Here is a 13,311-nt window from a genome sequence, read left to right on the forward strand (position 1 = left end):
CTTGGGAAAGAACGGCCGCAGTCGCTCGATCTGCTCATCCGTCAGCCAAAACAGGTCGCTCATCCCGGTCTCCTTGCGGAGGCTGAATCAGATCGCGACGCTCACATCAATGGGTCCTGACCCTAGGTGTTCAGTCCCGGCATTTGGTGGATCGGGTCGACGATGAACCGGTATGGCTTTGACGTCCAGATCTTGACAATGTATTCGTGTGGCGCGAGCCCGCTGAGTGCCTTGAACCGACGGGCGAAGTTGTAGGCGGCCATAAAGTCGGCGAGATGGGTTTGAAGCTGTCGTGGCTTTCGTAATGGAAGCGTTTGACTGTCGCTTCCTTGATGGTCCGATTAATCCGTTCGACCTGCCCGTTCGTCCACGGGTGGTTGGGTTTCGTGAGTCGGAGCTCGATGTCGTTTGTCTCGCAGATCATGTCGAAGCGCGTCTGGCGGGACCAAGCGGTGTTGCGGTTGCAAGGCTGCTCGGCGAACTGGTTGCCATTGTCGGTCAGGTTGGTGTGAATGCGGTAGGACACGGCCGTCAGCAGATGTTCGAGGAACTCTCACGCTGTCCGTCGATCAGCCTTGTCGACCAGCTGGGTGACCGCCAACTTGCTGGTGCGGTCGATACCGACAAACAGGTAGAGCCTGCCTTCGGCAGTCTGCACCTCGGCGATATCGATGTGAAAAAAGCCGATTGGGTAATGCTTGAAACGCTGGCGCTTGGGCTTGTCGCCTTCGACATCCAGCAGGCGGAAGATCCCGTGCTGCTAGAGGCAACGATGCAGCGCTGAGCGCGTCAGATGCGGCAGCGATGGTCGCAGGGCGTAGAGGCAGTCATCCAGCGGCAGCAGCGTGTGCCGCCGGAACGCCATAACGACTGCGTCGGACAGAGTGGTGGAATGAGGGGCCTTCAGGTCGTCGACTGTCGCCCTTTTTGCGCGACTTCGCGACCGTCTTTGGGTTGATCCCCAACTCACGGCTCAGGGTCGCGAGCGAAGCTTGCGATCATTGTATTGCTGGTCGGACGGCGTGCGTGGTCGTGGCGCACCCATGAGGTACCTGTCCGATATGGAAACCCTCCATTCCAACGAAAGTATCGCACCATCAAACCATGGGATCAAACACCTAGTGCACAGCGTAGTAACCTTTTACGTCTCTCACCATCAGTGCGCCTAACCGCGCTCAATCAAGAGGCTTGGCGATTTCGTCGTCAGCGCCGCCATCACTTGGCTGATTGCCGTCTGCGTCGCGGTAGCGCGCCCACGCGTCCATGAGCTCGGCACGCTTGTTGAATAGATCGCCGCGACGATAAGCCGCCTCAGCCTTGTTTGCGATCGTGTGTGCGAGCGCCATCTCGCAGACCTCGTGAGGGAACCCCGTTGTCTCGCTTGCCCAGTCGCGAAAAGCTGATCGAAAGCCGTGCACAGTGACCGCTGCTCCCATACGTCGCATCAGCATCGCCATTGCCATTCCCGAGAGCGGCTTACCGCTTTTGTTGCTGGCGAACACTGGGTCCGCTGGAGAGGCTCGCTCAGCGTCTCGCGCGGCATCAAGCCGTAGCAACAGGTCTACCGCAGGCCGCGACAATGGAACCCTGTGCTCACGTCCTGCCTTCATGCGGGTTGCAGGCACTGTCCAAGCCGCACTGCCCAAGTCGATTTCAGCCCAACTAGCGCCTAGCACCTCCCCTGAACGGGCAGCTGTCAGAATTGTAAATTCCAGCGCTCGCGTCACGTTCGCGTAGGTCAATCATAAATTTGGGCATAGCCACGTACGGCAATGCTGCGTGGTGACCACGGGTCAGCCGCTGTCGTTTCGGTAGCAGTTGATCCAGGTGGCCGCGCCAGCGAGCCGGATTATCGCCCGTCCGCAGCCCTTTGGCCTTTGCTGCATCCAAGACATTCTCGATGCGACCACGCAGGCGTTCGGCGGTTTCAGGCGTTCGCTGCTACAACGACTGCAGCACTTCCAGAACATCGCGAGTGCTGACACTCTCAACGCTTTTAGGCCTGAGAGGAACGGCGTATTTCGTGAGGGTCATCGCCCACTGCGCGGCATGCTTCGCGTTGCGCCACGAGGGTCGCATCGTCTCCACATATGCGTCAGCACATTCGCTGAAGGTCTGTCGCTCCTGCTTCTCGCGCGATGATCGAGGATCACCTCCGCTTGTCAGCACAGCGCGAAGAGCTCCTGCTTCTTTACGGGCGTTCGCAAGCGAGAGGTCACGCCCGCCGCCCAAGCCCAGTTCGGTCCGCTTACCGTTGCGTGTGTACATGAACACCCAGCGTCGCCGGCCTTGCGGATCGATAGACAGGTAGAGCCCGCCGCCGTCTGAATGACGGCCTGGCGTCTTGATGGTTGCTGCTGTGCGATCATCCAGCTTGTTCAGCGTTCGCGATGTCATACCGGTCCTACGTCGGCCCCACTTACGACCCCACTTTATAGGCCGGCTTCAGGCGAACGTCTACACTCACCAGCGAACACGCACAGGTGCTAAATGGCTGTAAGAGTGTATTTTTTACGCGCTCCTACGGTCCTCGACGTACACCAGCGAACCGGGAGTTTGGCGGCCTCCGTCTCCGCCATGCCGTTGAGCGCCGTGGATGCCGGCTTTGTCGAGGCGGCCCGTATGCCGAGCCGGAACGTTCCTCGATCACCGTCACTGATAATGCGACAAACGCTCGAAGCCGGTGTTGGTCTTTGCCATCCGGCGAAGCTTCCTGATCGCGCTGCGCACGTGGCGGTCGAAGCGACGATCGTCGTAGACGCCGCGCCAGATATAATCCTCGCGTTCGAGCAGCGTGTCGAGTGCGGCGACGAAGCCGGCCTGCGTGGCCGTCGCGGCGGCGGTGCTCACGCCCGAGCAGACCAGCTCCTCCGCGCTCGCGATGTCGCAATCGTCCTCGCCCGAGCGGCCACGCCGTTGCGCGCTCGCCTGATCCGCTTGGGACGAGGCGATGCGGCTGGCCAGCCAGGTACGCACGGCGGCCTGGCTCCACTCTACGGATTTATCGGTCATCGCTCGCCGCCTTTCGCCTATCGCCGCGACACGGCGATCACGTCCACCTTGCGCAGGCTGCGCGCGACGCGCCGCGCCTCCAGCACGCCCAGCCCGCCCTGGCGTAGCGCTGTCGCCAGCTGCCGCTCGGTCAGCGGCGCAGAGACGGCGTCGAGCAGGCCGAGCGCGGCGGCGCGCACGTCGGCGGGTGCGGCATGCAGGGCATCGAAGGCGGTCATGGTTCTCCCGACGGTCAGAGCGCGGTGAAAGCTGGAACCCGGACGAACGCACGTGATTGTGCGCTGTTCGGAATGAACCGCGTCATCGTTATGCCGTGATCGCCCGCGCTGATCGACCCCCAATCGAAGTGACCGGGTCGGTGATGTCGGGCAATGCCGCCCTTTCGCGCGGCTGGTGCGCTGATTTATCGGCGAGCGGGCTTTGCCCAGATGGTCGCGCGACCGAGACCACGCCGAATTCGTTCGAGCGACAAGTTGGTTACGTGAACCCGCCCGCCTGCGCCAAGCCGAAGCGGTGGATCCGGCGCATGCCCAATCGGGTCTAAATGCATGCATCCGTCCGCCCAGGGGTGACCTGACCTGCGATCGCGGTACAAGCCACCAGCCAACCACCGGAGCGTGTATTGAACGTCGTCACCTTGTGCCTCTTCCTGCTGCTGGCCGTCGTTGCGAGCAGCATCGTCTCGCGACTGCTGCCCTCCGCTTTGCCCCGGCCGCTGGTCCAGATCGGGCTCGGCTCGCTGATCGGCCTGTTCGCGGGTATCCGGGTCGAGCTCGATCCCGAACTGTTCTTCCTGTTGCTCGTCCCGCCGCTGCTGTTCCTTGATGGCTGGCGCATCCCGAAGGATGAGCTGTTTCGCGACAGCCGCGCGATCCTGGGTCTCGCATTGGGACTCGTGTTCCTGACCGTGCTGGGTGTCGGCCTTTTCATTCACTGGCTGATCCCGGCGATGCCGGTCGCGGTCGCGTTCGCGCTCGCCGCGATCGTCTCCCCGACTGATCCGATCGCGGTCGGCGCGGTCGCACAGAAAGTGACGATACCCAAACGGATGATGCACATCCTCGAAGGCGAGTCGCTGCTCAACGACGCCTCGGGCCTCGTCTGTTTGCGTTTCGCGATCGCAGCGGCGCTGAGCGGCACCTTCTCGCTCGGCAGTGCGGCGACGACGTTCGCGTGGATGGCGCTGGCGGGCGTCGCGATCGGCGTCGCCACCGCCTGGGCGGTGGTGCGCGGCAAGGCACTGTTTGCAGAGCGGTTCGGCGACGATACCGGCTCCAACATCCTGGTCAGCCTGCTGATCCCGTTCGGGGCCTATCTGCTCGCCGAGCACGTCCATGCCTCGGGCGTGCTCGCCGCGGCCGCGTCGGGCATCACGATGACCTTCGCCGGCAGCGGCGTCGCACTGGGCGCCGCCGCGCGGATCAGGCGTCGTGCGGTGTGGGACATGCTGCAGTTCACGCTGAACGGCGTCATCTTCGTGCTGCTGGGCGAACAATTCCCCGACCTGATCCACCGCGCGCGCGCGACGATCGCGGTTACCGGGCATGGCAGCATGTGGTGGCTGCTGCTCTACGTTGGTGCGATCGTCGCAGCGCTCGGCGCCCTGCGCTACGCCTGGGTGTGGGTCGCGCTGCGCTTCACGCTGCTGCGTGCGCGGCGGGCCGGCGCGACGAACACCGCCAGCCCGCCGCAGCGGATCATCGCCGCGATGTCGGCGGCGGGCGCGCGCGGCGCGATCACGCTCGCGGGTGCGCTGACGCTGCCGATGACGATGAACGACGGCTCGCCGTTCCCGGCGCGCGATCTCGCCATCCTGCTCGCCTCCGGCGTGATCCTCGCCTCGCTCGTGATCGCCTCGGTGGGATTGCCGTTGCTACTGCGCGGGCTGCACTTGCCCGTCGACGAGGGTGTGGCGGAAGAACGCGACCGCGCGCGCATCAAGGGCGCGAAGGCGGCGATCGCCGAGATCGAGCGCGTCCAGCACCGCATGGCGGAAGAGCACGGCGACGCCGATCGCTCGACCGAGATCGCCGCGCGCATCATGGACCAGTATCGCGAGCGGATCGACAGCATTACCGGCGACGATGACGACCGGACGTGGCACGCACAGCAATACGGGCTGGAGCGGACGCTGCGGCTCGCAGGGATCCGCGCCGAACGCGCGACCTTGTTCGACCTCGCGCGGCAGGGCGACATCAGCAACACGCTAGCGGACCAACTCGGGCGCGAACTTGATCTCGCCGACGCGCGCCTCACCCGGCACAGCGTTTGAGTGAATGGTGCGCGCGCATCGCACCTTGCCGCAGCCTTGTAAGCGCTCGTTGCCGCGCCGGAACAAACCCAGCCGCTAAAATCTTGGTAGTCGGTCGCGCCTCGCGCGTGACTGGGGAGTTGCAATGAACCATCTGGCCTTCGTGCTGGCGCTCGTCGGGCTGCTCGGCATCGGCGCGCAATGGGTCGCGTGGCGCACCGGGCTGCCGGCGATCGCACTGATGCTGGTCGCGGGGCTGATCGCCGGGCCTGCGACCGGGCTGATCCGTCCCGAGGAGGATTTCGGCCACCTGCTCGAACCCGCGGTGTCGCTCGCGGTCGCGGTGATCCTGTTCGAGGGCGGGCTGAGCCTCAACCTGCGCGAGCTGCAGCATGCCGAGGGCGCCGTCCACCGGCTGGTGCTGATCGGCGTGCCGCTCGGCTGGGTGCTGGGCGCGCTCGCCTGTTACTATGTCGCGGGGCTGGTGTGGCCGGTCGCAATCCTGTTCGCGGGCATTCTGGTGGTGACCGGTCCGACCGTGGTCCTGCCCCTGCTGCGGCAATCGAGCGTCGCGGCGCGACCGCGCGCGATCCTGAAATGGGAAGCGATCGTCAACGATCCGATCGGCGCCCTGTGCGCAGTCGTCACCTACGAGATCCTGCGCCAGGCGGGCAGCGGCGCGACGATCCTGGAGAGCCTCGTCAGCCTGCTCGCCGCCGCCGCGGTCGCGGGATTGCTCGGCTACGGCGTCGCACGGCTGCTCGGCTGGGCGCTGCCGCGCGGCTACGTGCCCGAATATTTGAAGGCACCGGTGATCCTGGTCGCGGTGATCGGGACGTTCGTCGCCTCCAACGCGATCCAGCAGGAAACCGGGCTGCTCGCGGTCACGGTCATGGGAGTGGCGCTCGCCAACATGCAGCTGGCGTCGCTGCGCGATTTCCTGACCTTCAAGGAGAACATGACGATCATCCTGGTATCGGGCGTGTTCGTGCTGCTCTCCGCCTCGCTCGATCTGAGCGTACTGCGCCAGTTCGAGTGGCGCTTCGGGCTGTTCCTCGTTGCCTTGCTGCTGGTCGTGCGCCCCGCGACCGTGCTGCTCAGCCTCGCCGGCAGCCGGATACCGTGGCGGGAACGATTGCTGATCGGCTGGATCGCGCCGCGCGGTGTAGTGATGATCGCGATTACCGGACTGTTTGCGCTGCGGCTCGACGAGCTGGGCTACGGCGACGGCGGCACGTTGGTCGCGCTATCGTTCGCGGTCGTCGCCTCGACCATCGTCGCGCATGGTTTCACCATCGGCCCGTTCGCCAAGCTGCTGGGCGTGACCGCGCCGGGCGGACGCGGCGTGCTGGTCGTCGGGTCGACCGGCTGGAGCCTGTCGCTCGCGCGCGCGCTGCGCGTTTTGGGCGTCGGCGTCACGATCAGCGATACCAGCTGGCAGCGCCTCGCCGCACCGCGCGCGGAGGGCGTGCCGACCTACCACGGCGAAATCCTGGCCGAGGCGACCGAGGAACAGCTCGACCTGCAGCAATTCGGCCTGCTCGCCGCGACGACCGAGAATGAGGCGTATAACGCGCTGGTCTGCAGCGAATTCGCGCCCGAGCTCGGCCGCGACAACGTCTACCAATTGGGCGACGCGGCCGGCGACGATCCCCGGCGGCTTCCCGATGCGCTGCGCGGTCGCGCGATGTTCCGCTCCGGGCTGGGTGTCGAGGATGTCGCCATGCGGGAGCGTGCGGGCTGGACCTTCGCCGCTGCACCGGTAGCCGACGCAGCCGACTTCGCCGACGCGGCGCGCAGCCTGCCCGAGGACGGCGGGCCGCTGCTGCTGCTCAGAAAGGACGGCTCGCTGCGGATGTTCTCGCACGCGTCCACGCCGACGCCGTCGAACGGCGACACCGTGCTGCTCTACGTGCCGCGCGACCGGATCGACGCGGCGGGATGGCAGGCGCTGGGTGCCGCCGATCAGCTTCACCGGGCAGAGGAGATCACCGCATGACGAAGACCGCATCCGCGCTCCTGACGCTCCTGCTGCTCGCCGCGTGCGACGGCGCAACGCCGCGACCCCAACCGTCCCCGTCGCCGACACCCACGGCCGGTTTCGACAACAGCGCCGCAGCACAGTCGATCATGCAGCCCGAGGTGATCGCGGCGAGCAAACCCGAACCGACGCCGACCCCGGTCACCGCCCCACCGACGGGTGCGACGATCCTGTTCGATCGCGGTGCGACGCTCGACGATCAGGCGCGCGCGACGCTCGATGGGCTGCTCGCGGCGCCGGCCCTGCCGCCGCAGGCGCGCTGGGTGCTACGCGGCAGCAGCGACAATGACGGCGAAAACGCCGCCAACCTGCGCGTGTCACGCCGGCGTGCGGAGGCGGTGCGCGCTTACCTGATCGAGAAGAAGGTCGACCCGCCGCGCATCACTGTTATCGCGCTGGGGGCGGGGCGGCCGGTCGCGCCCAACGTCAAGCTCGACGGCAGCGACGATCCCGACGGCCGCCGCCGCAACCGCCGCGTCGACATCGAAATCGTAGCACCGCCCACGACCGATGCGGCCGACGCGCCCGCGCCCGAGGCCAGCCCGCCAGAACCGCTCGCCAACACGCCGGGCTGACGCGGGTGGCACGTCCCGTCCGACACCGTGGCGTCGCGCCCAGCCTGCGGCGCAACACCGCGCCGAGCTGGGCCGCGCTGGCGTGGCGCGTGCTGCTCGTCGCCGGACTGATCGGGATCGCGCTCGCCGGTCACTGGATCGAGCGCGAGGGACTGCGCGACAATATCGACGGCAGCATCAGCGTGGTCGACGTGATCTATTTCACGATGATCACCATTACGACGGTCGGCTACGGCGACATCGTGCCGGTGACCGACGGTGCGCGCCTGTTCGACACGTTCGTGGTGACGCCGATCCGGCTGTTCGTGTGGCTGATCTTCCTGGGCTCGGCCTACCAATTCCTGCTGCGCGGTGTTTGGGAGAAATGGACCATGCGCTCGATCCAACGCAATCTGAATGCGCACACGGTGGTCGCGGGCTTCGGCACCAGCGGCGAGGAAGCGGTGAGCGAACTGATCCGCCGCGGCGCCGACCCGCAGACGATCGTGGTGATCGATCCGCGGGCCGAGGCGACCGCCGCCGCGGAGGCCGCGGGCGCGGTGGTGATGGAGGGCGACGCGACCCGCAACGTCACGCTGGAGGCGGTGCGCGCCGGTCAGGCGAGCAGCATCCTCGTCTCCGCCGGGCGCGACGACACCTCGATCCTGATCGTGCTTACCGCGCGCCGTATCGCGCCCGACGTGCCAATCAGTGTCGTGATCCGGTCGGAGGATAACGAGGTGCTGGCACGGCAGGCTGGTGCGAACACCGTCATCAACCCCGCGAGCTTCGCCGGCCTGCTGCTCGCCGGATCGCGCCACGGCCCGCACATTGCCGATTACCTCGCCGATCTCGCCAACGCGGGCGGTCGCGTGTCGCTGACCGAGCGCGCGGTCACCGCCGACGAGATCGGGCAGCCCTTGTCCGCGATCCGGACTGGTCTCGGCCTGCGCATCTATCGCGGAACCGAGCCGTACGGTTACTGGGACCCGCAGGCCGCGTCTCTGATGGCGGGTGACGTGATCGTCGAGGTAGAGCGCCGCTGCTGATCCCGCCCCGGTATCACGCCGCGTCGTAGAGCCGTTCCTCACGCACCTGCGCGATCGCTGCCTCCATCTTCTCCACCGAGCCGAACTGGAAGCCGATCTGCGACGCGTATGCCGCGCACATCGCAGTGCGCTCCTCCCGATCCTGCGCGGTCAACTCGTGCCGCTCCCGCACCGGCTCTCCCGGCTTGTGCGAAGCGCGGGTCAGATAGGGCCAATCCTCCCAGAGCAGCATCGGCCTGCGGATCGCGCCGAGTGCGTCGCGCACCAGCCAGTGGTCGACGTGGTTGCCGACCGCCAGTGGGCCGAGCAGCACGTCCGGCTGCAACCGCTCGATCGTGTCCGCCAATTGCTCGGTCAGCGGAGCGAGCATCGTGTCATCCGCGCGCCGCCCGGCGAACAACTCGGGCGCGCTCGCATAGCCGCGGTGCGGCGCCTCCAGTAGCGGCAGGTGAACCGGCTGCGCGCCGATTACCGTGCAGGCGGCGACATCCTCGCCGCGGCGCAGCGCCATATAGTCGACGTCGGCGGACAGTCCCTTGTCGAGCTGGCACGCCAGCGCGAAGCCGGTCGGCCGCCCGACGTTCCCGGTAAAGCAGGTGACGATCGTCACCCGCGCGCCCGCCCGCGCCTGCGCGGCGAGCAGCCCGCCGACCGAGAAGGCGGCATCGTCCAGATGCGGTGAGATTGCGACGATGTGCGTCATCTCGATCCGCTCACAACAGGTGCGGCTCGGCACGGAAACGGCACGGCGTCACCGCGATATGCGGATCGATGCCCGTGGCGGGTCTGGTACCGCGTAGATCCTCGTAGATGCCCGCGATCTGCGCGCCCACCGCGTGCCAGCTGTACACGCGACGGCATTCGGCGAGTCCCGCCGCCGCCAACCGCTTGCGCAAGCCCGCATCGGTGACGAGCCGCGACAACGCCGCGGTCAGCGCCGGTACGTCGCCCGGCTCGACCAGCAACCCGTTCTCGCCGTCGCGGATGCAGTCGGTCACCCCGACCGCGCGGCACGACAGCACCGCCTGCCCGCTCGCCATCGCCTCCAGGATCGTGTTCGAGAACCCCTCGGCATAGGTCGGCGAGACGAACACGTCGTGCTCGCGGTAGCGCTCGGGCACGCTGTCGTATTCGGCATAGCCGGTGAAGCTAACGCGGTCGTCCAGCGCCAGTTCGGTCGCGAGCGCGTGCGCCGCGTCGACATCGGGCCCGATACCGGAGATCGTGCAATGCCACGCGCCCGCCACACCCGGCAGCGCGCGAAGTAAGTCGAGCACGCCTTTGCGGCGATCGACGCGACCGTGGTAGAAGAAGCGCGTGACGCCATCGAGTGCGCGTCCGCCCGGCGTGAACCGTTCGGTGTCGACCGCGCCGGGCACGATCGTGAACTGCTCCATCGGCGTCCCCAGCCGCTCGTGCACCTCGCGCGCGAAGCTGTTCCCGCCGATCAACAGCGCACCCGCATGGTCCAGCACGCGCTCCATCGCGATCCGGTGCGTGTCGCAGCACGATCCAACCCAGTGACCATCACCACCCTGGATCGACACGACGCACGGCACGCCCAGCTTCTGTGCCGCGAGCAGCGTCGCCCAACCGGTCGGATAGCCATATTGCGCGTGGAGCACATCGAAGGGCGCGCGCGCGTGTTCGGCCGCGATCGCTGCGATCATCGTCTCGACATCGCGCTCGAAGTCGCCACCCGATTGCTCACCCAATGCCTCGAGCCCGATGACGCGAACGCCCTCGACCGGCGGGGGCGGGCCGCCGCCGTAGACGCGCGCGCGCTCGGGATCGCCGTAATATTGGCTCACCATCGTCACGTCGTGGCCTTGCGCGACCAACTGCCGCAGCAGGTTGATCGCGTAGATCGACATGCCCGAGATCGCCGGAAAGAAGCGGCGCGAGACGAAGCACACCCTCATCGTGCGCTCACCGGGCGAGATTCCTGAGATAATCGATCGACTCCGGGATCGCCGCGTGTGCGCGCGGGCTCTCGCGCGACAATTCGACGCAAACGAGACGGGTGAAGCCGATTGCGTCTAGTGCGTTCAGCACCGTCGGCATGTCCATGTCACCCTGCCCGAACGGCAGATGAATATGGTCGCCGCGCCGCATATCCTCGATCGCGACGGTGCCGAGACGATTGGCGTAGCGCCGGATCGCGTCGGCAGGATCGATATCCTCAGTCACCAAGCAGTGACCGGTATCAAGCGCGAGTTTCAGCCGCGAGTGCCGGAAGACCAGCGTGTCGTAGTCGGCAACCGTCTCGATCAGCATGCCGGGCTCGGGCTCAAAGCTCGCGTCGACACGGACCGCCTCGGCGTGGTCGAGCACCTGCTCCAGCCCCTCGTCCATCCACGCGCGCGCCTGCGCATGGTCGACACCGGCCTTCGGCACGCCGGCCCAGAACGACACCGTCTCGCTGCCCAACCGGTTGGCGACGTCGAGCGCGCGGTTGAGGAAGGCGACGCGGCGCGCGCGTCCTTCCGCCTCGGGCGTGATCAACGTCGGCTCATGCTTCTGCCGCGGATCAAGCAGGTAACGCGCGCCCGTCTCGATCACGCTGCCGAGCTTCAGGTCACCCAGCAACCGCGCGACGCGGTCGCACTCCCGCTCCCAATCTTCCGCAAACGGATCGAGGTGATGGTGGTCGAGCGTCAGCGCGACCCCGGCGTAGCCCGCGTCTGCAATCAGCCGAAGCGCGTCGTCCAGCCGGTGGTTCGCCGCACCATTGGTATTATAGGCGTAGCGCAACGTCATGCCCGCGCCTCGCCGTCGCTCTTCCACGCGACGTGATGCGCCTCGGGCTCGCGGTACAGCGGATAGAGCGGTCCGACCAACCGATCGGCAGCCGCGGTGTCGAACAGCGGGTGGTTGAGTCGCTCGGCGTCCGCCGGCGACAGCCGGATGCGCCGCAGCGCCGCTCCCTCCTCGCGCCCAAACTGGATCAGCGGCGAATCGAGTGCGAGCAGCTTCTCGGTGTTGCGCGCGCCGATCCGATAATAGCTCATCGTCTCGACCTCCATGCCGGGCACGATCACCTTGACCACCGCGACCGATCGGTCGGCGGGCGACATGTCGACGTAGAGGACATCGAACCCCGCCGCCTCCACCGCCGCACGCGCGGTCGCCGCCCGCGCGTGGCCGTCAGGTGCCGCCTGCGTCGGCAGGTCGGAGAAGCGGTGCGACGACCGCTCGGAAAGCACGTTGTCGGCCAGCCAGCCGCGCAGTTCGGTTGCGCTACGCCCGGTCCAGTCGCGCATCGCGTCGAAGGCGCGGCGGTCGCTCGACTTCGCCGCACCGCCTGCTTGCGCCATGAAGCGTGCGACATAACCCTCAGGTGCGACCTGCGCGACCAGATCGGCGGGGCCGTGCGCGAACGCCTTGCGCGCGCGGCTGGCGGCGAATTCAGTCAGGCACTTGTCGAGCGCGGCGGCGCGATCGGCGTGGCACGCCTCGCCGCAAGCGGTGACCATGATCGGCGCCGCGGGCTCGCCGCGCTCGTCGACCCCAGCGCAGTAGAGGTTGGGCAGGCCGTACTGATCGGTTGCGAACTTCGGGATCGCGCGAATGCCGGCGACATCGAACCGGTCGAGGATCGCGCGCGTCGACGCGGGCAGATCGCCGTCGAGCTCGAGCGTCACGCCGCGGTCGAGCGCGCGAAACAACAGCCCGTTGCCGTCGCGCTGCAGAATCTCGCACAACCCGTGCCCGATCGCCCAGTCGAGGTCCGGCCCTGCCCCCATGCCGTTCGAGATGATGGTGGTGAACGGCTTGTAGCCAGGCGACAGCTCCTTCGACGAATAGGCCGCGAGGTCGATCGGGACGAGCACGGTCGAACCGTCACGCCAGCGCTTCGCCTCCACCCATTCCAGCACCGTGTCGTGATCGACCGGCGATCCTGCGGGCAGGCACAGCGTGAACGGATCGGCGACGGCGTGCGCACCCCACGACCGCGTGAGTTCGGTGTAACTACCCCGCGTCTTGGCTCGTTGCCCAAGCGTTAGCGTCGGCCACACCATCTCGGCGATCTCGCCCAGCCCGCCGAGCACCGCCGCCTCGTCGGTCGCGCCGTAACCGACGCCATAGGGCATGATTCCCGACAGCGCCTCGTCTTCCGGGAACAGCGCCACGACCCACACCGGCAGACCGAGCCGATCGAGCGGGTGGATCGGGAAGGCGACCACATCGCCTGCCGGAAAAGCGTCGAGATACCGGTGCGCGGCGTCGCTTAGATCAGCCGGAAGGCCGCTAGTTGTGCGCGCGCTCACAAGGAAATCCGCCGCACACCGGGTGCACGCGCGAGGCCGTCATCGAGTGCGGCGAGCGCGACGGCGCGGTTCACCTCGGGCGCATATTCGAACGGGGTCAGCACCGCATCGAAGTCGAGCGGGGCGATGACGT

At 67.0% G+C, this 13,311-nt stretch carries 12 protein-coding genes and 1 pseudogene; 4 read left to right on the forward strand and 9 right to left on the reverse strand.

Going from position 1 to position 13,311, the window contains the following annotated elements:
- Nucleotides 1-122 precede the first annotated feature (122 nt).
- The 5 genes and pseudogenes from QZ847_RS00750 to QZ847_RS00770 all read right to left on the reverse strand — a co-directional run bounded on the left by QZ847_RS00750 (nt 123) and on the right by QZ847_RS00770 (nt 3,230).
- A pseudogene (locus QZ847_RS00750) lies at nt 123-1,061 on the reverse strand (IS481 family transposase).
- A 114-nt stretch (nt 1,062-1,175) separates the two neighbouring features.
- A complete protein-coding gene (locus QZ847_RS00755) occupies nt 1,176-1,727 on the reverse strand; it encodes a site-specific integrase (protein ID WP_366930160.1) in 552 nt (183 codons plus the stop codon).
- 214 nt (nt 1,728-1,941) lie between these two features.
- Nucleotides 1,942-2,397, reverse strand: a complete 456-nt coding sequence (locus QZ847_RS00760; RefSeq protein WP_294352186.1) for an Arm DNA-binding domain-containing protein — start codon at nt 2,395-2,397, stop codon at nt 1,942-1,944.
- Nucleotides 2,398-2,652: 255 nt separating this feature from the next.
- Nucleotides 2,653-3,012 (reverse strand): hypothetical protein, encoded by a 360-nt coding sequence (locus tag QZ847_RS00765; RefSeq protein ID WP_294352188.1) that lies wholly within the window; start codon nt 3,010-3,012, stop codon nt 2,653-2,655.
- A 17-nt stretch (nt 3,013-3,029) separates the two neighbouring features.
- Nucleotides 3,030-3,230 carry a hypothetical protein gene (locus QZ847_RS00770; protein ID WP_294352189.1) on the reverse strand — a complete coding sequence of 67 codons (201 nt, stop codon included), beginning with the start codon at nt 3,228-3,230 and terminating at the stop codon, nt 3,030-3,032.
- Nucleotides 3,231-3,634: 404 nt separating this feature from the next.
- On the opposite strand from QZ847_RS00770, the gene QZ847_RS00775 reads away from it, so the two are divergent.
- The 4 genes from QZ847_RS00775 (at nt 3,635) to QZ847_RS00790 (ending at nt 8,907) form a co-directional block, all read left to right on the forward strand.
- On the forward strand, nt 3,635-5,284 hold the full coding sequence (locus QZ847_RS00775; RefSeq protein ID WP_294352191.1) for a Na+/H+ antiporter: 1,650 nt from the start codon (nt 3,635-3,637) through the stop codon (nt 5,282-5,284).
- Between the two features lie 124 nt (nt 5,285-5,408).
- The gene (locus QZ847_RS00780) at nt 5,409-7,262 is read left to right on the forward strand and encodes a sodium:proton antiporter (protein ID WP_294352193.1); all 1,854 of its coding nucleotides are present in this window, start codon (nt 5,409-5,411) and stop codon (nt 7,260-7,262) included.
- Entirely contained in the window at nt 7,259-7,879 is a 621-nt protein-coding gene (locus QZ847_RS00785; protein ID WP_294352194.1) for an OmpA family protein, read from the forward strand. The genes QZ847_RS00780 and QZ847_RS00785 overlap by 4 nt, the downstream gene beginning before the upstream one ends.
- A 5-nt stretch (nt 7,880-7,884) precedes the next feature.
- A complete protein-coding gene (locus QZ847_RS00790) occupies nt 7,885-8,907 on the forward strand; it encodes a TrkA family potassium uptake protein (protein ID WP_294352197.1) in 1,023 nt (340 codons plus the stop codon).
- A gap of 13 nt (nt 8,908-8,920) precedes the next feature.
- Here QZ847_RS00790 and QZ847_RS00795 read toward each other — a convergent pair whose 3' ends face one another.
- From QZ847_RS00795 to QZ847_RS00810, 4 genes are read right to left on the reverse strand one after another with little or no spacing between them, the layout of a single operon-like run.
- On the reverse strand, nt 8,921-9,610 hold the full coding sequence (locus QZ847_RS00795) for a PIG-L family deacetylase (protein WP_294352199.1): 690 nt from the start codon (nt 9,608-9,610) through the stop codon (nt 8,921-8,923).
- Between the two features lie 10 nt (nt 9,611-9,620).
- Nucleotides 9,621-10,829, reverse strand: coding sequence for a glycosyltransferase family 4 protein (locus QZ847_RS00800; RefSeq protein ID WP_294352201.1), 1,209 nt, complete (start codon nt 10,827-10,829; stop codon nt 9,621-9,623).
- 7 nt (nt 10,830-10,836) lie between these two features.
- A complete protein-coding gene (locus tag QZ847_RS00805) occupies nt 10,837-11,667 on the reverse strand; it encodes a sugar phosphate isomerase/epimerase (protein WP_294352203.1) in 831 nt (276 codons plus the stop codon).
- The gene (locus tag QZ847_RS00810; RefSeq protein ID WP_294352205.1) at nt 11,664-13,178 is read right to left on the reverse strand and encodes a YcaO-like family protein; all 1,515 of its coding nucleotides are present in this window, start codon (nt 13,176-13,178) and stop codon (nt 11,664-11,666) included. Before QZ847_RS00810 ends, QZ847_RS00805 begins: the two co-directional genes overlap by 4 nt.
- Nucleotides 13,179-13,311 lie beyond the last annotated feature (133 nt).

Origin of the sequence: uncultured Sphingomonas sp., assembly GCF_913778135.1 — a bacterium.
In the GTDB taxonomy this organism is placed as follows: domain Bacteria; phylum Pseudomonadota; class Alphaproteobacteria; order Sphingomonadales; family Sphingomonadaceae; genus Sphingomonas.